The 22,853-nt window shown below is 65.8% G+C and carries 21 protein-coding genes, 1 tRNA gene, 1 other RNA gene and 1 pseudogene; 8 read left to right on the plus strand and 16 right to left on the minus strand.

What is annotated here, in order from left to right; all coding sequences use genetic code 11:
- Positions 1-86: 86 nt before the first annotated feature.
- Together nth and C448_RS13105 are read right to left on the minus strand one after the other, a co-directional pair.
- Positions 87-773: an endonuclease III gene (gene nth / locus C448_RS13100; protein ID WP_004055466.1), complete on the minus strand. Its 687-nt coding sequence runs from the start codon at positions 771-773 to the stop codon at positions 87-89.
- A gap of 71 nt (positions 774-844) precedes the next feature.
- A complete protein-coding gene (locus C448_RS13105; RefSeq protein ID WP_004055467.1) occupies positions 845-2,371 on the minus strand; it encodes an SLC13 family permease in 1,527 nt (508 codons plus the stop codon).
- Positions 2,372-2,544: 173 nt separating this feature from the next.
- Here C448_RS13105 and mvaD point away from each other — a divergent pair, with 173 nt between their 5' ends.
- The 3 genes from mvaD (at position 2,545) to C448_RS16840 (ending at position 5,757) form a co-directional block, all read left to right on the plus strand.
- Positions 2,545-3,516 (plus strand): phosphomevalonate decarboxylase MvaD, encoded by a 972-nt coding sequence (gene mvaD, locus C448_RS13110; RefSeq protein ID WP_004055468.1) that lies wholly within the window; start codon positions 2,545-2,547, stop codon positions 3,514-3,516.
- 439 nt (positions 3,517-3,955) lie between these two features.
- Positions 3,956-5,080, plus strand: coding sequence for an NAD(P)/FAD-dependent oxidoreductase (locus tag C448_RS13115; RefSeq protein ID WP_004055469.1), 1,125 nt, complete (start codon positions 3,956-3,958; stop codon positions 5,078-5,080).
- A 47-nt stretch (positions 5,081-5,127) separates the two neighbouring features.
- On the plus strand, positions 5,128-5,757 hold the full coding sequence (locus C448_RS16840; protein ID WP_004055470.1) for a hypothetical protein: 630 nt from the start codon (positions 5,128-5,130) through the stop codon (positions 5,755-5,757).
- A gap of 66 nt (positions 5,758-5,823) precedes the next feature.
- Here C448_RS16840 and ffs read toward each other — a convergent pair.
- Positions 5,824-6,136: signal recognition particle sRNA (gene ffs, locus C448_RS15690), an RNA gene on the minus strand.
- Between the two features lie 494 nt (positions 6,137-6,630).
- A complete protein-coding gene (locus C448_RS13125) occupies positions 6,631-7,041 on the minus strand; it encodes a DUF7548 family protein (RefSeq protein ID WP_004055471.1) in 411 nt (136 codons plus the stop codon).
- Positions 7,042-7,125: 84 nt separating this feature from the next.
- Here C448_RS13125 and C448_RS13130 point away from each other — a divergent pair, with 84 nt between their 5' ends.
- Complete coding sequence (locus C448_RS13130; RefSeq protein WP_004055472.1) at positions 7,126-7,443, plus strand: DUF5798 family protein; 318 nt, start codon at positions 7,126-7,128, stop codon at positions 7,441-7,443.
- A 41-nt stretch (positions 7,444-7,484) separates the two neighbouring features.
- Here C448_RS13130 and C448_RS13135 read toward each other — a convergent pair whose 3' ends face one another.
- Complete coding sequence (locus C448_RS13135) at positions 7,485-7,892, minus strand: CoA-binding protein (protein ID WP_004055473.1); 408 nt, start codon at positions 7,890-7,892, stop codon at positions 7,485-7,487.
- Between the two features lie 38 nt (positions 7,893-7,930).
- Positions 7,931-8,770, minus strand: coding sequence for a geranylgeranylglycerol-phosphate geranylgeranyltransferase (locus C448_RS13140; protein WP_004055474.1), 840 nt, complete (start codon positions 8,768-8,770; stop codon positions 7,931-7,933).
- Between the two features lie 87 nt (positions 8,771-8,857).
- Here C448_RS13140 and C448_RS13145 point away from each other — a divergent pair.
- A tRNA-Arg gene (locus C448_RS13145) sits at positions 8,858-8,932 on the plus strand.
- A 71-nt stretch (positions 8,933-9,003) separates the two neighbouring features.
- Here the strand turns inward: C448_RS13145 and xacF are convergent.
- Positions 9,004-10,467 (minus strand): 2,5-dioxovalerate dehydrogenase, encoded by a 1,464-nt coding sequence (gene xacF, locus C448_RS13150; protein WP_004055475.1) that lies wholly within the window; start codon positions 10,465-10,467, stop codon positions 9,004-9,006.
- 96 nt (positions 10,468-10,563) lie between these two features.
- Between xacF and C448_RS13155 the strand changes: the two genes are divergently transcribed.
- Positions 10,564-11,430, plus strand: coding sequence for a fumarylacetoacetate hydrolase family protein (locus C448_RS13155; protein WP_004055476.1), 867 nt, complete (start codon positions 10,564-10,566; stop codon positions 11,428-11,430).
- Position 11,431: 1 nt separating this feature from the next.
- Here C448_RS13155 and rpiA read toward each other — a convergent pair whose 3' ends face one another.
- From rpiA to aceA, 5 genes and pseudogenes are all read right to left on the minus strand, one after another.
- A complete protein-coding gene (gene rpiA / locus C448_RS13160) occupies positions 11,432-12,301 on the minus strand; it encodes a ribose-5-phosphate isomerase RpiA (RefSeq protein WP_004055477.1) in 870 nt (289 codons plus the stop codon).
- Positions 12,302-12,303: 2 nt separating this feature from the next.
- Positions 12,304-13,344: an NADP-dependent phosphogluconate dehydrogenase gene (locus C448_RS13165; RefSeq protein ID WP_004055478.1), complete on the minus strand. Its 1,041-nt coding sequence runs from the start codon at positions 13,342-13,344 to the stop codon at positions 12,304-12,306.
- A gap of 126 nt (positions 13,345-13,470) precedes the next feature.
- Positions 13,471-14,472: an AIR synthase family protein gene (locus C448_RS13170; protein ID WP_049916340.1), complete on the minus strand. Its 1,002-nt coding sequence runs from the start codon at positions 14,470-14,472 to the stop codon at positions 13,471-13,473.
- A 53-nt stretch (positions 14,473-14,525) separates the two neighbouring features.
- Positions 14,526-16,001 (minus strand): annotated as a pseudogene (locus C448_RS13175) (malate synthase).
- A gap of 141 nt (positions 16,002-16,142) precedes the next feature.
- Entirely contained in the window at positions 16,143-17,198 is a 1,056-nt protein-coding gene (gene aceA, locus C448_RS13180) for an isocitrate lyase (protein ID WP_004055480.1), read from the minus strand.
- Positions 17,199-17,467: 269 nt separating this feature from the next.
- On the opposite strand from aceA, the gene C448_RS13185 reads away from it, so the two are divergent.
- Positions 17,468-17,878: a DUF6789 family protein gene (locus C448_RS13185; RefSeq protein WP_049916351.1), complete on the plus strand. Its 411-nt coding sequence runs from the start codon at positions 17,468-17,470 to the stop codon at positions 17,876-17,878.
- Between the two features lie 113 nt (positions 17,879-17,991).
- Positions 17,992-19,758: a cbb3-type cytochrome c oxidase subunit I gene (locus C448_RS13190; protein WP_004055482.1), complete on the plus strand. Its 1,767-nt coding sequence runs from the start codon at positions 17,992-17,994 to the stop codon at positions 19,756-19,758.
- Between the two features lies 1 nt (position 19,759).
- Here the strand turns inward: C448_RS13190 and C448_RS13195 are convergent, their stop codons facing one another.
- The 4 genes from C448_RS13195 to C448_RS13210 all read right to left on the minus strand — a co-directional run bounded on the left by C448_RS13195 (position 19,760) and on the right by C448_RS13210 (position 22,829).
- Positions 19,760-20,935 (minus strand): hypothetical protein, encoded by a 1,176-nt coding sequence (locus C448_RS13195; RefSeq protein WP_004055483.1) that lies wholly within the window; start codon positions 20,933-20,935, stop codon positions 19,760-19,762.
- A 53-nt stretch (positions 20,936-20,988) separates the two neighbouring features.
- Positions 20,989-21,819 carry an MBL fold metallo-hydrolase gene (locus C448_RS13200; RefSeq protein WP_004055484.1) on the minus strand — a complete coding sequence of 277 codons (831 nt, stop codon included), beginning with the start codon at positions 21,817-21,819 and terminating at the stop codon, positions 20,989-20,991.
- A 47-nt stretch (positions 21,820-21,866) separates the two neighbouring features.
- Positions 21,867-22,490, minus strand: coding sequence for an HAD family hydrolase (locus C448_RS13205; RefSeq protein ID WP_004055485.1), 624 nt, complete (start codon positions 22,488-22,490; stop codon positions 21,867-21,869).
- Between the two features lie 63 nt (positions 22,491-22,553).
- Complete coding sequence (locus tag C448_RS13210; protein ID WP_004055486.1) at positions 22,554-22,829, minus strand: 4a-hydroxytetrahydrobiopterin dehydratase; 276 nt, start codon at positions 22,827-22,829, stop codon at positions 22,554-22,556.
- Positions 22,830-22,853 lie beyond the last annotated feature (24 nt).

The raw sequence follows: 22,853 nt of genomic DNA on the forward strand, positions 1-22,853 counted from the left end.
GTCTCGTCGCTCGACCCCCACACAAAAACCACCGTCGATCGTTCGTTCGTTTTGCGACGAAACGACACGGAACCGTCCGAAACGACCTACGTCCACTCCTCACCGCTGGCGAGATCGGTCGACGAATCCACCTTCGACGACGGACAGATATCTTCGAGCACACAGTCCCCACACTCCGGGTTGCGCGCCGTGCAGGTCGCCCGCCCGTGGTCGATGAACAGATGCGTGAACGCCTGCCAGTGTTCGGTGGGGACGAACTCCATCAGATCCTCCTCGATGCGCTCGGGTCGCTGCTCCTCGGTGAGTCCGAGCCGGCGCGTCAGCCGCTGGACGTGCGTGTCGACGACGATTCCCTCGACCACGTCGTAGCCGTGCTGGAGGACGACGTTCGCGGTCTTCCGGCCGACCCCCGGCAGTTCGGTGAGTTCGCCCATCGTGTCGGGAACTTCTCCGTCGTGCTCCTCGACGACGAGCTGGGCCGACTCACGGATGTAGCTCGCCTTGTTGTTGTAGTAGGTGATCGAGTTCAGCGCCTCGGCGAGCTCCTCCTGGGGTGCGTTCGCGAACGCTTCCGGCGAGGGGTAGCTCTCGAAGAGCTCGTCGGTAGTCTCGTTGACCCGCGCATCGGTACACTGTGCGGAGAGAACCACCGCGACGAGCAGTTCGAACCGGTTCGAGAAATCGAGCGAGATGGTCGTATCGGGATACTCCGCGTCGAGGCGGTCGATGACGGCAGTGGCCTGTGCCTCGCGCGAGTCGAGCGGCGTGCCCATGCGCGGCCTCCGACCGAGCGCGGTTTGAGGCGTTCGATCGGGGTCGACAGCCCCGGCCACACATCGCTTGCTCAGAACAGGACGATCGGCCAGACGAATCGGAACAGCAGGATGATCAGGACGGTGAGAACGGCCGTCATCAACAGATTGAGCACTATCCCGGCCCGGAGCATGTGCGACTGTTTCATCCGGCCGCTGCCGAAGACGATGGCGTTCGGCGGCGTCGCCACCGGGAGCGCGAAGGCGAAGCTCGCCGCGATCGCGCCGCTGACCGCGAGGACGATGCCGGTCTCGACCGGTGTGATCCCGAAGGTCGACGCGAACACCCCGCCCGTACCGATGAGCAGCGGGACGATGATCGTCGAGGTAGCGGTGTTGCTCGTCATCTCGGTGAGGAAGATCACCAGCACGACGACGACGCCGATGACGAGGACGGCGGGCTGGTTCGCCAGCGATCCGAAGATCGTGTCGGCGAGCCACTCGGTCGCACCGGTCTCGGCGAACGCGTCGGCGAGCGAGATGCCGCCGCCGAACAGGAGGATCGTCCCCCAGTCGATATCGACGAGATCGTCCCACTCGACGGTGTCGGCGAGCACGAGCGCCGGGATCGCGTACAGCCCGACCATCACGTAGTAAAGCAGCCCCTGGTGGCCCGAAACGCCGAAAATCGTCGGGCCGTCGCCGCCAAACAGCGTCGTGAACACGCGCGGCGGAAGCACACCCTCGAAGAGGATGTCGAGCCCACCGACGACCCACAGCCCGGCCGTGGTGGCGAAGATCCACGCCACGCGCCGTCCGCGCGTACTCAACGAACCCTCCTCTTCGAGGTACTCTTCCGCTTGTGCTCTGGCCTCGCTCACGTCCGAAACTTCGGGCGGGTAGAGCACGAAGGTGAGCACGTACCAGACGATCGGCAGCGTGACGATCACGACCGGCATGCCGACGAGCAGCCAGTCGAAGAAGGTGAGACTGTAGTTCGACAGCGAGGCGAGCTGGGCGGCGACCACCGCGTTCGGCGGTGTCCCGATGAGCGTGCCGACGCCGCCGACGCTCGCGCCGTAGGCCGTTCCCAGGAGGGTGGCGATCTGCATGTTCGAGAACGAGGCCGCCTCGTCGTCCTGGTCCTGGATCTCGTCGCGACCGATGACCTGCGCGAGCACGCCGAGCGCGATCGGCGTCATCATCGCGGTCGTCGCCGTGTTCGAGACCCACATCGAGAGGAAGGCGGTCGCGAGCATGATGGCGAGAATCAACAGGCGCGCCGAGGAGCCGAGCCGGGCCATCATCCAGAGCGCGATGCGGCGGTCGATGTTGTACTTCTGAAGCGCGTTGGCGATCATGAAGCCCGCGATAAAGAGGAAGATGAGGTGGTCGGCAAAGCCCGTGAGCGCCGGGTCGATGTCGTCGTAGACCCCGAACGCGGTGAGCAGAACGGGTATCGACAGCGCCGTCACGGGCAGGGGCAGCGCGCCCGTCACCCAGAGCGTTCCTGCGAAGAAGGTGGTGGCGATGGCGTACTGGCCGCGGATCGAGAGCCCGGCGGGCGTCGGTGCGTTGGCGATCAGCGCCGTCCCGGCGATGGCGATGGCGAACAGCAACAGTCGTCCAGCGGTCGTGTCTCGGCTCGGAAGGTTCACGATGAAAAATCCGGGATATTCTCCGCTTAACGGTTTTCATTCCCGACATCGACGCGACCGTCCGCAGCGGTCGCGAACCGCACGGCGCTCCCGCGTTCCGGGACGTTTATTCGCGCGTCGCTCGCCACACGGGTATGAAAGCCACTGCGCGGGCACACCCGATCCAGGGGCTCGTGAAGTACCACGGGATGCGCGACGACGAACTCAGACTCCCCTACCACGACTCGATAAGCGTCTGTACCGCGCCGAGCAGCACCACGACGACCGTGGCGTTCGACGAATCGCTCGACGAGGATCGCTACGTCATCGACGGCGAAACGGTCGACGGGCGGGGTCGCGAGCGCATCGAAGCGGTCGTCTCGCACGTGCGCGAGCGTGCGGGAGTCAGTGAACCCGTGCGTTTCGAGAGCGAAAACGACTTTCCGACGAACGTGGGATTCGGCTCTTCGTCGTCTGGTTTCGCGGCGGCGGCGCGGGCGCTCTGTGCGGCAGCGGAGCTCGACCTCTCGCTGCCCGAAATCTCGACGGTCGCGCGGCGCGGATCAGCCTCGGCCGCACGCGCGGTGACGGGTGGGTTTTCGGATCTCCACGCCGGGCTGAACGATACCGACTGTCGCTCCGAGCGCATCGAGAGCGAGCTCGAAGACGATCTCCGGATCGTGAGCGCGCTCGTGCCCGCGTACAAGGAAACCGAGGAGGCCCACCGTGAGGCCGCCGACAGCCACATGTTCGAGGCGCGCCTCGCGCACGTCCACGGTCAGCTCGCCGAGATGCGCGACGCGCTTCGGGAGGGCGATTTCGATCGGACGTTCGAACTCGCCGAACACGACTCGCTCTCGCTCGCCGCGACGACGATGACCGGCCCCTCCGGCTGGGTCTACTGGCAGCCCGCGACGCTCGAGATCTTCGACGTGGTGCGCGATCTCCGTGAATCGGGCGTTCCGGCCTACTTCTCGACCGATACCGGCGCGAGCGTCTACGTCAATACGACGGCCGAACACGTCGAACGCGTCGAGAGCGCCGTCGCCGACTGCGGCGTCGAAACCCGAACGTGGGAGGTCGGTGGCCCCGCGCGCGTGCTCGACGAGTCGGAAGCCTTGTTCTAAATCATCGGCCACAGCTACGTAGTTGCGGTGGCGCGCGGGAGCGCACCGAAGGTGCGCGACTCGTGCGAGGGATGAGCGAGTGAGTGCAGCGAACGAGCGAATCGGCTGGGGAGGCTGTGGTGCGGTACGATTCGGTGGCGGAAGGTCAGGTGTTGAACCGCGAGCGAGGCCGCAGGCCGAGCGAGCGGGAGTTTTTAGTCCAGGTTTTTGCGAACCCGCGAGCGGAGCGAGCGGGTAAAGTAAAAAAGTGGGAGCTGAGTCGGTTGGGAAGGGTGTGGCCTGCGGTCCTCAGTTGCAACGCGTGAGTGTGGAACTTTGGCTATAGCGACCTGTGTGAAAAACGATGTGATGCCGACGAGCAGGAACACGATTCGGGAAAAGGAACACCTGAAGAGCCGCATTCTCAAGCCATTTAACCGACGATCCCCTACGGTGAACGATGCGAATTGCCGTTCTCGGGGCCGGCTACGCCGGTCTCACGCTCGCTCGCCAGCTGGAGAAGGAGCTGCCCGAATCGGCCGAGCTGGTCGTCGTCAACGACCGCCCGGAACACCTCGTCCAGCACGAACTCCATCGGGTCGTGCGTCGGCCGGCACTCGCCGACGAGATCACGGTCGGGCTCGACAATGCCCTCGACCGTGCGACCGTCCGCGTCGCGCGCGTCACGGATGTCGACCACGAGCAGGGTGTCGCCGAACTCGACGACGGCCGGCTGGAGTACGACGTCGCGGCCGTCTGTCTCGGTGCCGAAACGGCGTTTCACGACCTGCCCGGCGTCGAGGAGCACGCCACCCCACTCAAGCGACTGCCCGACGCCGCCCGCATCCGCGAGGAGTTTCTCGATCTCGATGCCGGCGGGCGGGTCGTCGTCGGCGGTGCGGGGCTCTCGGGCGTGCAGGTGGCGGGCGAGCTGACCGCGCTCGCGCGCGAGGAGGAGATCGACCGCGAGGTGCTCCTGCTCGAACGCCTCGACAGCGTCACGCCGAACTTCCCGGCGGCGTTCCAGGAGGCGGTCCGCGAGGAGCTCGAAAGTCGGGACGTGGTCGTGCGGACGGGCCGGGCCGTCGAGCGTGCCACCGACGAGACGATCGAGTGCGAGCACGAGACGATCGACTACGATCAGTTCCTCTGGACTGGCGGCATCCGCGGGCCGGGCGCACTCTCCGGCGAGCGACCGATCGTCTCCGACACGCTCGAACTCGGCGGCGACACGTTCGTCGTTGGCGACGCCGGGCGGGTTACGGACGCCGACGGGGCGGCGGTGCCCGCGAGCGCCGCGGCCGCCGTACGCGAGGCACACAGCGTCGCCGGGAGCATCGTCGATATCGTCGAACACGACGGGTCGGCCGAGATGTTCGATCCGCGGCCGGAGCGGTTCAGGTTCGACGCGCCGGGCTGGCTCGTCAGCGTCGGCGACGGCGCGGTGGCACAGGTCGGGCCGACCGTCTTCCGCGGAACGGCGGCGAAAGCGATGAAGACCACCGTCGGCGCGGGCTATCTCTCCTCGGTCGGCGCGATCGCGAACGCCGCCGATCTCGTTCGCGAGGAGCTCGCAGGCGACTGACGACGACTATCGAGGGTATTATAGGCCGCACGCCGGCTGATTGAGATATGACCAGACGCGTCGCGCTGACCGTGGTGCTCGCAGCCATGCTATTGCTCGCGGGCTGTTCACAGCTCGCAACGGCTCCGAACGAGGCCGGCGAGACGACCACCGTCGAATCGAACGCGACCACGACCGACGTGACCGAGACGGCGCAAACGGCGACGGCGACCCGAGCGCCGACGCCGACGATCCAGGGACAGGTGGCGACCACGACGGCATCGTCGACACCGACCGCGACGGCCACGCCATCGCCGACGGCCACGGCGACGTCGACCGCAACGGCAACTCCGACACCGACTGCAGCAGCCACGCCGACGACGACCGACACGCAGACATCGACCGGCGAGGCGAAGTACGTCGTCATCATCGGCGGCGAGCCCGACGAGAAGGTGAACTACCGGATGACGGTCACGGGCTCGATCGAGCGTCGCGGGCAGAGCTACGGCGCGCCGATCGACGACAGCGGCGTGACGCAGGACCCCGATCTCGACATCATCTCCGGCTCGACCGTCGCCGGGCGGCTCGGCGGTGGCGGTGACGCCTACCGGATCACCGGCGAGATCACGGACTTCGAGGGCGGGGACGACGTCGAAGTGTACGTCGATGGTGAGGAGACCGACGTCGATTCTGAGTAGCGACGGCGCGTGCTGTTTTTGCTCTGAGAGCCGTTCGATACGCCGCGCTGATGGGTATGAAACGAGAGACGGACGCCCGAGGTTGCCCGGCGTTCCAGCACGGGGAAGCCCGCGTGCCTCCTCCACCCCGCGACCCGTCGAGCGATGGCTGTCCGGCGGTCCGCTGCTCGCTTCCGCGCCTGACGGACTGCCGCCGACTAACCGCGGCCGGTCGTCCCTGCGGACGAACGCCCGCGGACCGCCGCCCCCGACGGACGAGGCTTCGACGTTGGCTTGCGGGGCCCGTGCCGGTCTGTCCGGACGCGCCCAGGGTTCGGTCCCCGCTGAAGACCGTGGTGCGGGTGGAGAGCAGGGCCTAACTGCCCGACCTAGTCCGGTTTGAGATAGCCAACTCCCGCATAAGGACTTTTCGTTCCACCGTTTGCTGCACTCAGTCGCTCCCTTCGGTCGCTCCTTCGCTGTCTTCGCGCGGCTCCGCCGCGTGAATGGCCCGAGGCGCTCCGCGCCTCGCTGGCAAAATCTGGACCAAAAGCCTCGTCGTTCCCTCGTCTCGCGGCTTCGCCGCTCGACATTCGAGGTCGTTCGAGAGGCGCAAAGCGCCTCTCGTGATGACGAGACGGCTTCGCCGTCTCGAACCACGCTTCGCGCCTCGCTTCGGTCACTTCTCGGCCCGCTCACTCGCGCTGCTCGTTCGCGGTACAAAATCACTACACGTTCCGCAAGCCGCTCCGCAACCGCACCGCCGAAGCCCTCGCATCCCTTCGGGATGCTCGCCCTTCATCCACCAGGACGCGTTCTCTCGGCCAGCAGCCACAGTGCACAGACGCCAGAAGAGGCCACTTCTTCAGCTGCCCAGCCAACTGTGGCAAGAATCTATACGAGTGCAAGCGCGCGAGCGTACCAAGCACCGCTGGCCGGAACCACGAGCGAGACGAGCGCCAGCAGCCAGCGATGGAACTCGATAAGTGAGGTGGTCGACAGTTGGAAGACGGTGCTCTCGGGCACCGTCAGGCTCCAGACGAGCGAGACGCCGGCGATCACCAGGCCGAACACGAGCGCGACGCCGGCGGCGGTCGCGGGAGCGGTCCGTCCCGAGCGACCGGCGGCGAGAACGATCACCGTCACCGCGGCGAACAGCCCGCCGACAAGCGGGTTGACTGCCCCGTCGCCGTAGTAGATGCCGATCGCGCCGGCGTCGGCACCGAGATAGGGCGCGAGAAGCGCCAGCAAAACGAGACCACAGCCGACGATGCCGACAAGCGGGGCAACCCGCGACCCGTCCATACCCACGTTTCGATCGGCGGCGTCTTAATCGCCCCGTTCGAGCACGAACCAAAGAGCCACGTAGCTCCGCGCCAACCGACCGACATGGGACTCGGCAACACGGCGAAGAAGCTCCAGCGGGTGGCCGACATGGCCGAAACGCTCTACGAGAAGGTCGACGAACTCCGCTCGCAGGTCAACGATGTCAAGGCACACGTCGAGACGACGAGCGAGCGCGTCGAGCGCATCGAGCGCGATCTCGACGACCAGCGCGCCATCCTGGATGCCCTGGCGCGCGAGCAGGACATCGACGTCGATTCGCTGCTCGCCGGGGCAGCCATCGATGAGGCCGAACCCAGTCACGCGACCGATACCGGATCAACGGCCGACGACGCCGACGGAACGACTGCGACTGGAGAATAACCACACGTTCGCCGCTATTTCGGTTCTTCTGATCGGCCCGTTCAGCAGAGTCGCTGGTGTTCGACCTTCATACAGCGATCCTCGACGACCTGCCGGCCGTCAGCCTCGGCACGATCGGTCGCCTCCTCGTCGCGAATGCCGAGCTGCGTCCAGATGACGGGCGAATCCTCGCGATCGAGCGCCGCATCGATGATCCCACTCACCTCGTCGCTCGGTCGAAACACATCGACGATGTCGATCTCCTCGTCGACGTCCGCGAGCGAGTCGGCGGCCTCGCGGTCGAAGATCTCGTCGGCATGAGGGTTCACGGGGATCACCTCGTAGCCGTGTTCGCGAAGGTAGCGGGGAATCTCGTGGGCATCTTTGCCCGGCGTCGACGAACAGCCGACGACCGCCACGGTCTCGTGATCGAGGATCGCCCGGAGCTCGTCGTCGTCAGTGACTGGCATAGTAGTGATAGGCCGCCAGCGAGGAAAAGAACACCGGCCTACAGGGCGACCGCGAGCCGGCCGACGACGAACGCGCCGCCCGCGAGGAACATCGCGTAGCTCAGATGTTCCTGGCCCGCAGTGGGGTCACTGAAGCTCTCGACGGCGGCGACGGCCATGACCAGATCGGCGATCGCGACGACGGCGAGATACGGCCAACCGAACGTCGCCTGCAGGTAGGGCAGTGGACTGGCGAGCAGCGCGATCGCGAGCAAACCGGCGGCGAGCCAGAGCGCCGGGCGCTTGCCGATGGCGATCGGCAATGTATGGAGCCCCTCGCGGCGATCACCGGCGACGTCCTCGACGTCCTTGACGATCTCGCGGGCGACCGTCGACAGCGCCGCGAGCGCGAACAGCACGACGACCGCCTCGGTGATCCGCCCGACGGCCGCCGCGCCGAACAGGAACGTGCTCCCGCCGAGATAGCCGACGACGAGGTTGCCGACGCCGGGCAGCCCCTTGAACAGTTCCGTGTAGGCGACGAGCGCGATGAGGTTGACGACGGCGATGGCGATGGCGACGAACGGGAGGGCAAGTGCGAACACGACGGCACCGCCGAACAGCAGCACGCTGAACCACAGCGCCGCCCGGGGCGTGACCGCACCCCGAGGAATCGGACGATCGGGCTCGTTGATCCGGTCGATCTCGCGATCGAAGTAGTCGTTCATCGCGTTGCCCGCGGCGGTGGCGAGAACAGTCGCACCGACGGCCGCAGCGACCGCGACCGACGCGTCGAGACCACCGGCGACGAACGCGCCGATGAACGTGAGCATCCCCGCGGCGACGGCGTTGACGGGTCTGGTGAGTTCGAGCAGGCCGCGAGAACGCTCGCCGGACATGGCCCTTCTCCCGGCGGTGTGCGCATAAATGGCGCGAAACGCGACGACCGGGGGATTTAACTACGACTCGGCGCAACCGATGGCTACGGGCGCTTAGCTCAGTTTGGACAGAGTACTTGGCTTCGGACCAAGCTGTCGCGGGTTCAAATCCTGCAGCGCCCATGTTTTACCACAACCGAAGCGAGGAGTGTGAACCGCAGGGAGTTCGTTCGAGACGAAGGAAAATTGCCGATTCAGTAGCTGTCGTAGACGGTCTTGATGATCGTGAAGTAGTCCATCCCCTCCTCGCCCTGCTCGCGGTAGGTCTCGCTGGAGGAGGCGTTCATCCCGCCGAAGGGCACGTGGAGTTCGAGCCCCGTCGTGGCCTCGTTGACCTTCACGATGCCGAAGTCGATCTCGTCGACGAACCGGTTGGCTTCACTGTGATCGTTGGTGACGATCCCTGCGGCGAGCCCGTACTCGACGTCGTTGGCGAGTTCGATCGCCTCGTCGAGATCGGAGAACGTCATGATCCCGGCGAACGGGCCGAAGACCTCCTCCTGCATCACGGTCGCGTCGGAATCGAGCCCCGTGACGACCGTCGGCTCAACGAAGTGGCCGTCCTCATACTCGCTGCCCTCGGGCTGGCCGCCGCCGTACTCGACCGTTGCACCCTCCTCTTTGGCGGTCTCGATGTAGTCGAGGGTGGTTCCGAGTTCGCTCTCCGAAACCTTCGGTCCCATCCCAGGGTCCTCGACGGAGTGGCCGATCTCGACACCCTCGGCGTAGTCGACGAGCGCGTCGACGAACTCCTCCTCGATCGATTCGTCGACGAGCACGCGCTCGGTCGCGGTACAGGCCTGACCGGTGACGCCGAAGGCACCGCCGCCGACGATCCGGGCGGCCTCCTCGATGTCGGCGCTCTCGGTCACGACCGTCGGGTTCTTCGAGCCGAGCTCGGTCTGGACGCGCTTGTGCGCGTCGGTGGCCTGCTCGTAGATCATGTCGCCGACCTGTCGACTGCCCGTGAAGGAGACCGCATCGACGGCCTCGTGCTGGATGATCGGCTGGCCGACCGCCTCGCCGCTCCCGGTGAGGACGTTGACGACGCCGTCGGGCACGCCAGCGGCCTCGGCGGCCTCGTCCATGCACTCGACGACCTTCAGATAGACCGTCGGCGCATCGCCCGAGAGCTTACAGACGACGGTGTTGCCCGTCGCGAGCGCCGGGGCCATCTTCCAGGCGGGGATCGCGATGGGGTAGTTCCAGGGCGTGATCAGCCCGGCGACGCCCATCGGCTCGCGCACGGTGTAGAGGTTCTGGCCCTGTGCGCTCGGGTTGTAGCTCTCGCCGGCGTAGTCCATCGCGCGCTCGGCGTAGTAGTAGAAGATGTTGACCGCACGACCGACCTCGCCGGAGGCCTCCGAGAGCGTCTTCCCCTCCTCGCTCGCGAGCGTTTCGGCGAGCTCGTCACGACGCTGATCCATCCGTTTAGCCGTCTCGCGCAGGAACTTCCCGCGCGCGGGACCGGGCGTGTCGGCCCACTCGTCCTGCGCGGCCGCAGCCGCCTCGACGGCCCCGTTGGCGTCCGCCTCGCTCGATTGCTGGACCTCGGCGACGACCTGGGTCGTGTCCGACGGGTTGCGCACCTCGAAGGTGCTGCCCGTCTCGCTCGCGCGCCACTCACCGTCGACGTAGTTCTCGTAGGTATCTGCCATCTCCGGATGACTACGGGACCAGGGTATACCGTTCTTTCGGCTTCGATAGCAAGCCCCACCCCGTGAAACTTTGTGGGCGGCCCACCACGATCCACTATGCGCTACTACCGCACGATCGAGGACGGGGCGGCGCGACTCGTCGCCCGCGACGGCGAGAAGGCCTACGATCTCACGGCCGCGCGCGAGGGGCTCGACTCGTTCGCCGCGCTGGCGAACGTCGCCGACGTGCTCGGCACGGGGATCGACGACGTCGTGGAGGGATTGACTGCGGACGCGCCGCTGCTCGACGCCGATTCGGTCGCCGCGCGCGCGACGATGCCCGCTGTTCCCGACGAGGTGTGGGCCGCCGGCGTCACCTACCAGGTGAGTAGCGACGCCCGCGAGGAGGAGAGCGGTCGCGGCGAGATCTATCAAGACGTATTCGAGGGCGATCGACCGGAACTGTTCTTCAAAGCCACCGCCTCGCGAACCGTAGGTCCGGGCGAGAAAGTGGGAATCCGCGGTGATTCCGACTGGGACGTGCCCGAACCCGAACTCGCGGTCGTCGTCCACCGGGGCGACATCGTCGGCTACACCGTCGGCAACGACATGAGCAGCCGCTCGATCGAGGGCGATAATCCACTGTATCTCCCACAGGCTAAAATCTACGACCGCTGCTGTGCCATCGGGCCCGCGATCGCCTCGCCCGAAACCGTCGGCGACCCGCAGGATCTCGAACTCTCGATGCGGATCGAACGCGACGACGAGGTCATGTTCGACGACAGCACCTCGACCTCCCAGCTCGTGCGCTCGCCTGAGGAACTCGTCTCGTATCTGAATCGCCACAACGCGACGCCCGAACTCGCCGTCCTGCTCACGGGCACGTCGCTGGTTCCCGAAGAGTTCACGCTCGAAGCCGACGACGAGATCGCCATCGGAATCGAGAACGTCGGTCGTCTCGAAAACGAGGTAACGACGGTTTAGCTCAGAACGAAACCGTGTCGACGTCGTCTTCGGTCCCGAGATAGACGTCGTCGACCATATCGAGGAAGATCCCGTGTTCGAGCACGCCGGGGATCTGCTCGATGTCGCGGGCGGTCCCGCTGGTGTCGTCGAGCCCGCCGAAGTCGCAGTCGATGACGAGGTTGCCGTTCGCGGTGAACAGGGGGCCATCCTTGCGCTCGGCCATTCGGAGTTCGGGGTCGCCGCCGACAGCCCGAAGGTCCTCGGCGACGACTTCGCGCGCATCGGGCATGACCTCTACTGGGACAGGGTAGTCGAGCGGGTCGGTGGCCTTCTCCTCATCGGTGGCGATCACCAGGCGATCGGCCATCGCGTCGATGATCTTCTCACGGGCGTGTGCGCCGCCGCCGCCCTTGATGACCGTTGGCTCCTCTTCTGAATACTGATCCGCGCCGTCGATCGTCACGTCGAGTTCGGTCACTTCGTCGAGATTGACGAGCGGGATGCCCACTTCCTTGGCGAGTTCGTGGCTCTGGAGCGACGTGGCGACGCCGCGGACGCCCTCCAGCTCACCCTCACGGAGCAGCCGCCCGATCTCGGCGACCGCCCACGCGGTCGTGCTCCCGGTGCCGAGACCGACGTCCATCCCGCTCTCGACGACTTCTTGCGTGGTGCGCTCGCCACCCCGTCGCCGGCGCTCGTCGAAGACGCCATCGGTGCCGCTCTTGATGCGCCGCGGTGAGGGAATGATGGCGATCCGTTCGCGGATCTCCGAGTCGTCCGTCTCGACGCCCGCCGCGTCGAGTTGCTCGCGGGCGTTTTCGACAACCTCGTCCTCGGTTGCGGCCCAGACGTGAACGTCGTTCTCGTCGTCGATGAATTCCTTTGCCATGGTTAGTCCTCCTCGTCGGCGAGCGGTCCGACCGGGTCGACGTCGTCCTCGTCGCGGAGATCGTGACGCGCCTCGTTGTCGACCCGCCCGTGCAGGCGTTCGCTCCTGATACCCTCGTCCTCGCCGAAGGGGTGCTCACCGAAGCCGTGACGCATCATCGCGATGGCTCGGTAGGCGTGGCGTTGGTTGCCACGTGATTTGAACAGTTCGGTGACCGACTGGCTGATGACGGGGATGGGGGTTTCGCCCTTGTACGCCTCGCTCACGAGCCAGTTGACCTCGCCGGTGTCCTCGATGTAGTTCGGGATCTCGTCGAAATCCGGGACGTCCTCCTGCTGATCCTCCTTGCGCAGCCCCTTCTCCATCAGTTCGACCAGCCAGCTCTCGATGACCGCGCCGTTCGACCAGTTGTGGAAGAGGTCGGCCATGTCGAGATCGAACTGGCCCGCTTCCAGCAGCTCGACGCCCTCGGCGATCGACTGGAGCATGCCGAACTCGATACCGTTGTGAACGAGTTTAACGAAGTGACCGCTACCCGGCGGGCCGACGTGGAGCAGTCCGCCGTCGACCGAGAGCAGGTCGAGATACGGCTCGGCGATCTCGAACCCCTCCTCCTTACCCCCGACCATGAAGCAAGCTCCCTCGCTCGCGCGCGGCGGGCCACCGCTGGTGCCCGTATCGAGATAATAAATTCCCTGCTCCCACGCGCGCTCCTCGCGGCGGATCGAGTCGCGCCAGAAGGAGTTGCCGCCGTCCATCACGACGTCGCCCTCCACCAGATGATCGAGCAGGTCGTCGAGTTCGTCGTCGATCATCGGGCCGGCGGGCAGCGAGAGGTAGATCACCCGCGGCGCGTCGAGCTCGTCGACGAGCGTGTCGTACGCGCCCGCGTCGTGGACTTCGACGCCCTCCTCTTCGAGCTCCGGACGATCGGCCGTATCGAAGCCGACCACGCGAACGTCCTTCTCGACGGCCTGTTTCGCGAGATTGCCGCCGATCTTTCCCAATCCGACGATGCCGAGTTCGAGATCAGTGTCTGACATGAATAGGTCCTGCTGAGCCGCTGTCGTTCCATCGCCACGATCCGCTCGATCGCGTGCCGTTCGTCACTCACCTCACAGCACGAGAGTATAGAACTGTCGCCTGCATTCGTCGGCCCGTCCGAGTCACTAAACGTAGTCGGCGTAGACGTCCCACGACGGGTCCGCGGCGGGTGGTTCGATCCGCTCGCCGTCGACGTACGCCCCGCTGCCCTCGGAAACCTCCCCGACGACGGCCGCGGTCGTCCCGCGGGATTCGAGCGCATCGAGAACGGGATCAACTCCGGAAGAATCGACCGCGATCAGGAGCGAGCCGGCGCTGGTCGCCGCCCAGGGATCGATGTCGAGATATTCGCAGACGGGCTCGACACCGGGACGCATCGGCACACGCTCGCGATCGATGTCGAAGCGCACGCCGGTGCTCGCGGTCATCTCGCAGAGCGCGCCCCGCAGGCCGCCCTCGGTCACGTCGTGCATCGCCGTCACCGGGCCGGCGGCCGCGGCCGCGAGCGCGTCGCGCACGGCCCGCGCGTCGTCGAGGCGCTCGCGGGCCGTATCGAGCGTCGACTCGGGCAGCTCCATCTCGTCGCCGAACAGCGTCGTCAGCAGGCCGACCGCCTCGACCGCCGGACCGGTCGTCAGAAGGAGCGTGTCGCCGGGGCGCGCGCCGTCCGGGCGAACGATCTCGTCCCGATCGCCGACACCCATCACCGTCGCGCCGCCGACCCAGGGGAACGAACAGCCCTCGTAGCGGGCGGTGTGGCCCGCGACGACGCTCGCACCCAGATCACTGGCCTCACGGTCGAACGCCTGCCAGAAGGTGGCGAACTCCGCGTCGGTCATCGACGGCGGAAGCGTGAAATCGAGCGAGAGATACGCCGGCGGGAGCCCCGAGACCGCGACGTCGGCACAGACAACTTCGAAGGCGAACCGACCCGCGCGCTCGAAGCCGAGCTCCGGAAGAACGGAGATGGGATCGGTGGCGACGACCAGCGAGCGCTCGCCGAGATCGACGACCCCGAAGTCGACGCCGTGCTGTGGGCCGAGCACGACTTCCTCGCGCTCGGCACCGAGATGCGGGTAGATGTGTTCGTCGAAGAAGGCACCGTCGACTTTGCCGTATGCTGGCATGACGGCGTTACTCGCTACCGATAAAAACGGTGTTCGGTTCGGGTCGGACCGGTTCAGTTGCCGACGTTGGTGGCGCGCTCGACGACGTCGGGACTGTAGAGCTCTTCGAGCTCGTCGTGCTGGTCCGGGCGGTGCTCGTAGACGTCCTGAAAGAGGCTGACGGGCGTCATCGACGCCTGATAGGTCGCCTCGTCCCACATTCGGTCGTTCGCGACGTCGACCGAGATGCCGTCGATCTCGATGGTCGCGGCGCGCTCCATCGCGATCGCACCCGTGCCGGCGTCGCGGGCCTCCTCGAACTNCCGAGATGCCGTCGATCTCGATGGTCGCGGCGCGCTCCATCGCGATCGCACCCGTGCCGGCGTCGCGGGCCTCCTCGAACTGCTCCATCGAGTCGACAATGTCGTCCATGCTCGGGACATACTCGACCATGTCGAGCAGCTCCTCGCTGAGTTCCTCCTCGTCGAGGTGACGTTCGTCGTTCCCGACCGTGAGCGTGTAGCCGTCGCCGTCTTCGGACAGCGAGAGCCGATCGCCCGTGTAGACCTCTTTGTCACCATCGCTTTCGAGGGCGACCTGCTGGCTGCCGTCGTCGAGCAGCCACGAGCCCGTCGCCGGCGGCAGCCCGGACTTGTTGGCCTCGACCACTTGGCCGGGAGTGAGCGACCAGATGCCGAGCATCCCCTTGGCCTGGTTGGCGGTCATGCGCTCGCGGTAACCCTCGACATCGCGGATGTCGTCGTAGGGGCCGTCGACCGAGATCAACCCCGCCGCGCTCGCACCGCGCGAAGTGTTGTGCCGGAGTTCCGGCCACGCCGGCAGGTTGCCCGTGGGCGTGATCGCGCGCATGTCCTTCGTGTAGTCGACCTCGCCGTCGACCAGCATGAACAGCCGTTCGAGGTTGTTCGTGGGTTTGCCCATNGCATGTCCTTCGTGTAGTCGACCTCGCCGTCGACCAGCATGAACAGCCGTTCGAGGTTGTTCGTGGGTTTGCCCATCTCCTCGCGCAGCTCACCCATCGCGAGCTCCGCAGCACCCGATTCGACGATCACCGACATCGCCAGGCTCCCCTCTTCGAGCCCGTGCTCGTGCTCGACGATCGTGATGAACTCGTCGGCTTTCTTCCAGTCGTCGATCCCACCCACCTCGGGGATCACGAACCCATCCAGGTTCTCGACGGCCCCTTTTTCCGGGTCGGCGATCGACAGCATCCGCTTGAGCCCCTGATGGCGCGTCTCGGGGCTGTCGCGATGCCAGACCACCCGCGGGTGGATCTCGCCGGGGAACTCGTCACCGTTCTCCGAGAGCACCTCGACGATGTTCGCTGCACCCTCGTCGCGCATCGACGGTGCGGTCGCGTCCTCGTTGTCCGGCACCCACACGTCCGGTGCCTGCATTCCGCGCAGCTCGCTCGCGCTGCGGATCATCTTCGCCGAATCATCCTCACCTTCGACCGCCGTCGGCGAGGTGAAAAACGTCCGCACGAACTGTCGCTCGTGGAGTCGCTTGTCGTGTTCTTTTTGTGTCATATCAGTAGATGGCTGTATCGCCGCCGGGCGTCGCTGGCTGGCTATACATGCATTCGCTGCCACGTCGCATGGACAGTTACCCAGTGGACCGATGGGGTACTGTCTGTTTCGATCCGACGACGCGAACGCCGTTCGTGGCGTTCAGTCGTCGTCGCCGTCGGCCTCGGCCGTCAGCGGATCACGTTCGTCCTCGGAGAAGCCCTCCGACCCCTCGATGCGCGAGCGCGCCTCGGGGTCGAACTCCATCTCGATCTCCTGGAACTTGTCGACGAAGGAGAGCTCGTGATGGCTCTCGGTCTCGTGGCCGAGATACTTCTCCTCCAGGTCGAACTGACCCTGCTCGGCGTTCTCCGCGAGGTTCTTCATGTCCTCGTAGGCGGCGTGCGCCCCCGAATGCAGCGCGAACAGCGTGATGAACAGGTAGCTGTAGCCCAGATCACCGAGTTCCTGGAACGTGAGCGGATCGTCCTGTTCGGACCACGCGAACGAACTGGAGTAGTTGAACGCCAGATCGAGCTCCGGATGGGTCTCGTGGATCGTCTCGGCGTAGTCGACGGCGTCCTCACGGCTCGGATCGGGCATCTCGGGCCAGACGATGTCGACGCCGGCGTCGGCGTACAGCCGGCCGCGTTCGAGATGTTCCTCCCAGTCGCCGTTCGCCGAGCCGTAGGCGTCCGTGCGCGCGATGATCACCGTGTCGTCGCTCTGCTTGGCGTCGACGGCCGCCTCGAAGCGCGCCTGTGCGTCCTCGCGCGAGACGATCTGCTTGCCCGCGATGTGGCCACAGCGCTTCGGCGTCACCTGATCCTCGATGTGGATCGCCGCGACGCCGGCCTTCTCGTACTCGCGGACGGCGCGCCGGACGTTGTGGATGCCACCGTAGCCGGTGTCGCAGTCGGCGATCACCGGGAGATTGGTGGCCTCGACCATTCGTTTGGCGTTCTCGACCATTTCGGTCATCGTGACCATCTCCAGGTCGGGGAAGCCGAACTGGCCCAGAACGGTCGAATAGCCGCTCATGTAGGCGGCGTCGTGGTCGGCCATCTCCGCGAGCCGGGCGTCGAGGGCGTGATACATCCCCGGTGCGAAGACGTAGTCCTGTTTGTCCAGCATTTCGCGCAGCTCGCGGGCTGCGGGGTTGTCGACGTCCTTCGTGAAGACGTCCGTGTCTCCGATGAGTTCCGTTGGCGTTGGCATGGTTGGTCTCGTGGCGGCGAGCGGACCCCAGGCGGGGACGGCGCGACCCGCTCGCCGACCGCATCGGCACCGACAGCGAGGAGGGTAAAAACTGTTATGATCTTTCATGATAATATTCATTAGATACTTTCTCGATGCGGAAGGCATCTAGCAGATATAAATGTCGGACGGTAGCATGGGGTAGGGCGATGGACCAAAAGGTGATCGACGGAGAGGCGCGGCCGGCACGGATGCCCGGACTTTTTCGTCCCGTCGACCGAGGGCCGGACATGCACAGGGCGCTGCGTGCGATCACCGGCGGCCTCGTCGGGACGATGGTGTTGGGCGGATTCCTGCTCGTTCTCGACACACAGGCGCGGGGCACGCTGTCGGTCGCAGCCGTCGTCGGCCGTTTTCTCGGCATCGATGGCCGGCCACTGATCGCCATCGCGCTGTTCGCGATCGTCACCGTCGTCGTCTGGCCGGCGCTGTTCGTCGCCATCGAGGAGTATCTCCCGTTCGGTCCCGACCCCGCAGCCCAGGCGGTGGCCTTCGCCGCCGTCATCGGGATCGTGTTCGTCGTCGTCGGCCGGGGCTCGATCACGGGGCCGATCCTCGTCATCTACGTCGGCTTTTCCGTGCTCGCCCATCTCGCCTACGGTTTCGCGTTCGGCAGCATCTACGGTCGGCTCGCTGGCTGAACGGTTGGCGATGAAACCGGTCAAACCAACGGGTGAACTTACGTTTATACACGGGGGCCGAGTAGGCGAGCCATGGTTCCGGATCGACGACCGGCAGCTGTGGAGGAACGGCCATGATCGGAGGTGGTGTCGTGCTGGCGATCATCGCCGTTCTGCTGGTTGCACTCGGGACACGGTTCCTGCAAACCAAGGGCTGGTCATCGCCGATCCCACGCCCCGACGGCGGCTATCTCTCCGGCGGCGAAACCGACACCGAACACGCCGAGAAACAGTCGGGCCTGTTGCGCTGGCTGACGACCGTCGACCACAAGGACATCGGCATCCTCTATCTCGTCTTCGGCACCGTGGCGGCGCTGTGGGGCGGTACGGAGGCGATGATGATCCGGACCGAACTGCTGACGCCGACGGCCGACGTCTGGACCGCAGCCACCTACAACGGTCTGTTCACCACCCACGGCATCACGATGCTGTTTTTCTTCGTCACACCCGTCTTCTTCGGCATCGCCAACTACTTCCTGCCGCTCTTGCTCGATGCCGACGACATGGCGTTCCCGCGGATCAACGCCATCGCCTTCTGGATGCTGCCGCCGTCGCTGCTGCTCTCGCGGGCGGGACTGCCCGCCGATGCGCTCGGCAAACTCCTCTCGACGGTCGGCGTGAAGATCCCGTTTCTCGAAGCGCTCCATCCCCCGGAGACCGGCTGGACGCTGTACGCACCGCTCTCGATTCAGAGCGGAAACCCGCAGGTCGACCTACTCCTCCTGGGCCTGCATCTGAGCGGTATTGCAACCACCCTCGGCGCGATCAACTTCATCATCACCGTCGTCTCCGAGCGCGGCGACGACATCGGCTGGCCCGACATCGACATCTTCAGCTGGACGATGCTCTCGACCAGCGGCATCGTCCTGTTCGCCTTCCCCCTGCTCGGCAGCGCCGTCATCATGATGCTGCTCGATCGCAACTTCGGGACGACGTTCTATCTCGTCGAGGGCGGTGGCCCCATCCTCTGGCAACATCTGTTCTGGTTCTTCGGCCACCCGGAGGTGTACATCATCTTTCTGCCGGCCACGGGGCTGGTGAGCACGATCCTCCCGAAGTTCTCCTCGCGCAAACTGTTCGGCTTCAAGTTCATCGTCTACTCGACGCTGGCCATCGGCGTGCTCTCCTTCGGCGTCTGGGCACACCACATGTTCTCGACCGGCATCGACCCGCGCGTGCGGGCGAGTTTCATGTTCGTCTCGCTCGCGATCGCCGTCCCGAGCGCCGTCAAGGTGTTCAACTGGATCTCGACGATGTACGACGGCCGGATCCGTCTGACCGCGCCGATGATCTTCGCCGTCGGCTCGATCGGGACGTTCATCCTCGGCGGCGTCACGGGCGTCTTCCTGGCGGCGATCCCCATCGATCTCGTGGTGCACGACACCTACTTCGTCGTCGGCCACTTCCACTTCATCGTCATGGGAATCATCCCGATGATGATGTTCGCGGCGAGCTACTACTGGTATCCGATCATCACGGGGCGAATGTACGACACGCTCCTCGCACGGCTGCAGGCGGTGCTCACCATCATCGGCGTCCCGATAACGTTCGGCTCGATGCTCATCATGGGCGCGCTCGGCCTGCCACGGCGATACGCCAACTACCCAGAACAGTTCGCCATGCTCCAACAGGTCGCCTCCGTCGGCGCGTTCATCATCGGCATCGGCGTGTTGCTCTGGCTGTGGAACATGGTGCAGTCCTATCGCGTCGGCCCGCGCGTCCGCGACGCCGACGTCTGGAAGCTCAAACGCGACGACGCCTTCACCCGGGAGTGGCAGTGGTTCGAGCAGAAACTCGCCGACCGCTACGGCACCGACGGCGGCGAATCAGACGACGACTGAATCAGGACTCCTCGGAGACGCCGCCGAGCACGCTCGAAATCCGTTCACGCCACTCCTCGATCTCCTCGACGTCCGACCGGAGCTCCGCGACCGACTCCTGGGTCGTATCGATGGCACCCTCGGTGTCGTCGATGTTCTCGTCGAGCGCCGCGATGTCGTCGGCGTTCGTCTCGACGGCCGCGTCGAGGCGCTCGATGGCCGCTTCGGTCTCGCTCGTCCGCTCGTCGAGCGCCGCGAGCTCGTCCTCGATCGTCGCGACCTGATCGGTCAGATCCTCGATGAGCTGGCGGGCCGGTCCGTTTTCATCGATGAACTCCTCCAGCGCATCGGTGTAGGCTTCGAGATCGCTGATCCGCGACTGGAGATGGGTGAGACGCACCTCGCTTCCGGCGTCGTCGGTGTCGAGTTCCTCGGCGAGTAGCTCGCGATCGGCCGCCGAGAGGTCGTCATCGCGGAGTTCGGCCGCCAGCGCCGCCCCGACGGTGCCCTCGGTGATGCCGCCATCGCCCGTATCGGCCTCGCCGTCGCGTGGCTGGCCACCTGCCGTGTTCGTTCCGCCGGATTCTCCGGCCCCGTCCGCCGCAGCCGCCTCGGCTCCCGAGATGTCGACCTCCTCGATGGCATCGTCGCCATCGGGATCCGCAACGTCGCGATCGCCGGCGATGACGTCGCGGGCGGCCTGACTGCTGTCGCGACCCGACGTGGCGGCCGAATCCTCGGTGTCGTCGCCATCCGATCCGTCGGTAGCGGGTTCGGGAGCGGTGTCGTCGGTATCGGTTCCACCCTCGGCGTCGGCCACTTCGGTAGTCGATGTCTCGCCGTCGGAGTTGCCGATCTCGACCGTCGGATCGGTCATGAACCGTTCGGGGTCGTGATCGTCGGTTCGCACGCCGTAGACGGTTCGATACTCCTCGTCGGCCGCGAGGCGGTGCTCGAAGACCGCGCTGTCGCCCTCGACGGTCCAGTCGTCGCCACCGTAGTCGGGATGGAAGCCGAGATCCGCCGCCGGAACGCCCTCGGGGATGGTATCGACCAGTCGGACCATCGCCTCGTCGTCGCGCTCCGAACGGAGGCGGAAGTCGACCGTCGGGACGGGGAACTCGTCGGTCTCGTACGATTTCGTGAGCGTGATCCCGTCCTCGGTGATCGTCCGTCCATCCGTGTCAGAATCACTCATACCGAACGATCGGCCACGATCCTCTTAAACGTTCAGCGCCGTATCACCGGTTCTCAGAGTTCGATGCGATCGCCGATTTCGGCAATTTCGAGATCCGAGGGATAATCGTAGCTTCGAGCGTGGTGAGACAGCGCCGTCGGGTCGGCCGTCAGTCCCTTCCACATGTCCCAGTGCGTCGGGACGAGTCGGTCGATTCGGAGCTGTCCGGCGGCTTCGACGATCTCGTTTTCGTCGCAGTACCAGCGTTTTTCGGTCAGTTCGCCGGTCTGTTTGTCGGGAAGCAGCCCGGTCGAACCGAACGCGAGCACGCCGAGGTCGATGTCGTGGCGCTTGCCGACGGGTTCGAGGCTCGCGTCGGGTTTCGTATCGCCGCCGTGGAAGAAGGTCCCCGCCGGGTGATCGACGACGTAGCTCACCGGCTGGGTGGCGTCGGGATCGTGTGCCGTCTCGACCGTGACGGTGAATTCACCGAGTTCGACGGTGTCTTCGACCGCCAGTTCGACGAGCTGATCGGCTGCAACGTCCCACTCGTCGGTCCAGGATTCCCCCTCGCGCGCGACCGCGATGCTGTCGGCAGGGCCGTAGAACGTGGCGTCGGTGCGTTCGAGAATCGGAGCCTGCGAGGGGCCGTGGACGTGATCGGTGTGTTCGTGCGTGGCGAAGATCGCGTCGGCTGTCCTGACGTCGCTCGGCGCGAACGGGACGGGGATCATGCGCACGGTTCGTGGCGGGTCGCCCGTACCGAGATAGGGGTCGATGAACAGTGTCGTCGCGCCGTCCGTGATCGCGAAGCCGTTGCAGCCGAGATACCAGAGCGCGACGCCGTCGGGATCGGCGGCGTCGATCTCGCGGACGAGCCAGTCGTCCCAGTCGCTATGGACCATACCGACACCGGGCGAGCGAGTCGCCTAAAACTCCCGGTCCGCCCGGATCAGACCGGGAACCGTGAGATACGATGATCGCCACGGACGCAGCGCCCGCGGCGGTCGTGGCCGTGGCGTTCGAGATGGATGCCGTCGAGACCGGCGTTCCACGCCGCACCGACGTCGTGGGGCCCGTCGCCGACGAGGACGCCGTCGTCGCCGGTGACACCCATTCGCTCGATCGCCAGACGGACGGGTTCGGGATCGGGTTTCCAGCCCAGGTCGCTCGTACAGCAGACGACCGTCTCGAACCGGCCGTGCAGATCGAGTTCGGAGAGAACCGGCTCGACGAGATAGCGCTGGCAGTGGGTGACGATCCCGACCGGGACGTCGAGCGACGCGAGGAACGCGGCGGCGTCGTCGTAGACGAAGGTCGCCGCCGCGCGGGCGCTCGGGTCTTCGATCGCGTGGAGCGTCGACCAGAAGCGCTCGGCGTCGAGACCCCACTCACGGAGCTGTTCGTCGCGGAACCCGCCGAGACCGTTCCAGAGCGTGTGTGCCTCGCGGTCGTCGAAGCTGTAGCCGAGGCGCTCGCCGACGCGGTCGAACAGCCGACGGACGTACGTCCATTCGACGTCGACGAGCGTGCCGTCGAGGTCGCACAGCCAGAAATCGTACTGGGGTAGCTCCATCGGACTTATCGGGTACGCGCGCGCGATCCTCATAGCTGTTCTGCCGGCAGCACGCGTCGGTTCTCAGCGTGCGTCGTCGAAATGCTCGGCCATCTGGATGTCCTGATCGGTGACGCCGCCCTCCTCGTGGCTCGTCAGCGCGATCGCAACCTCGTCGTAGCGGATCGTGATTTCGGGATGGTGGAACTCCTCGTCGGCGATCTCGGCGGCCTCGCTCGCGAATTCGACCCCGTCGAGATACTCGTCGAACTCGTAGGTACGGACGATCTCGTCGCCCTCGTGATGCCATCCCTCCGGCGCGCGGTCGTCGATCTCCTCGTCGGACAGGACGTCTGCCATGGTCGGAGATGGAAGAGGAGAGGA

This window comes from Halococcus morrhuae DSM 1307 (assembly GCF_000336695.1).
Lineage (GTDB): Archaea > Halobacteriota > Halobacteria > Halobacteriales > Halococcaceae > Halococcus > Halococcus morrhuae.

Coding starts and splice junctions, on each gene's coding strand:
- nth (WP_004055466.1), bottom strand. CDS start 773: ATGGGCACGCCGCTCGACTCGCGCGAGGCACAGGCCACTGCCGTCATC.
- mvaD (WP_004055468.1), top strand. CDS start 2,545: ATGAAAGCCACTGCGCGGGCACACCCGATCCAGGGGCTCGTGAAGTAC.
- C448_RS13115 (WP_004055469.1), top strand. CDS start 3,956: ATGCGAATTGCCGTTCTCGGGGCCGGCTACGCCGGTCTCACGCTCGCT.
- C448_RS16840 (WP_004055470.1), top strand. CDS start 5,128: ATGACCAGACGCGTCGCGCTGACCGTGGTGCTCGCAGCCATGCTATTG.
- C448_RS13125 (WP_004055471.1), bottom strand. CDS start 7,041: ATGGACGGGTCGCGGGTTGCCCCGCTTGTCGGCATCGTCGGCTGTGGT.
- C448_RS13130 (WP_004055472.1), top strand. CDS start 7,126: ATGGGACTCGGCAACACGGCGAAGAAGCTCCAGCGGGTGGCCGACATG.
- C448_RS13135 (WP_004055473.1), bottom strand. CDS start 7,892: ATGCCAGTCACTGACGACGACGAGCTCCGGGCGATCCTCGATCACGAG.
- C448_RS13140 (WP_004055474.1), bottom strand. CDS start 8,770: ATGTCCGGCGAGCGTTCTCGCGGCCTGCTCGAACTCACCAGACCCGTC.
- xacF (WP_004055475.1), bottom strand. CDS start 10,467: ATGGCAGATACCTACGAGAACTACGTCGACGGTGAGTGGCGCGCGAGC.
- C448_RS13155 (WP_004055476.1), top strand. CDS start 10,564: ATGCGCTACTACCGCACGATCGAGGACGGGGCGGCGCGACTCGTCGCC.
- rpiA (WP_004055477.1), bottom strand. CDS start 12,301: ATGGCAAAGGAATTCATCGACGACGAGAACGACGTTCACGTCTGGGCC.
- C448_RS13165 (WP_004055478.1), bottom strand. CDS start 13,344: ATGTCAGACACTGATCTCGAACTCGGCATCGTCGGATTGGGAAAGATC.
- C448_RS13170 (WP_049916340.1), bottom strand. CDS start 14,472: ATGCCAGCATACGGCAAAGTCGACGGTGCCTTCTTCGACGAACACATC.
- aceA (WP_004055480.1), bottom strand. CDS start 17,198: ATGCCAACGCCAACGGAACTCATCGGAGACACGGACGTCTTCACGAAG.
- C448_RS13185 (WP_049916351.1), top strand. CDS start 17,468: ATGCACAGGGCGCTGCGTGCGATCACCGGCGGCCTCGTCGGGACGATG.
- C448_RS13190 (WP_004055482.1), top strand. CDS start 17,992: ATGATCGGAGGTGGTGTCGTGCTGGCGATCATCGCCGTTCTGCTGGTT.
- C448_RS13195 (WP_004055483.1), bottom strand. CDS start 20,935: ATGAGTGATTCTGACACGGATGGACGGACGATCACCGAGGACGGGATC.
- C448_RS13200 (WP_004055484.1), bottom strand. CDS start 21,819: ATGGTCCATAGCGACTGGGACGACTGGCTCGTCCGCGAGATCGACGCC.
- C448_RS13205 (WP_004055485.1), bottom strand. CDS start 22,490: ATGGAGCTACCCCAGTACGATTTCTGGCTGTGCGACCTCGACGGCACG.
- C448_RS13210 (WP_004055486.1), bottom strand. CDS start 22,829: ATGGCAGACGTCCTGTCCGACGAGGAGATCGACGACCGCGCGCCGGAG.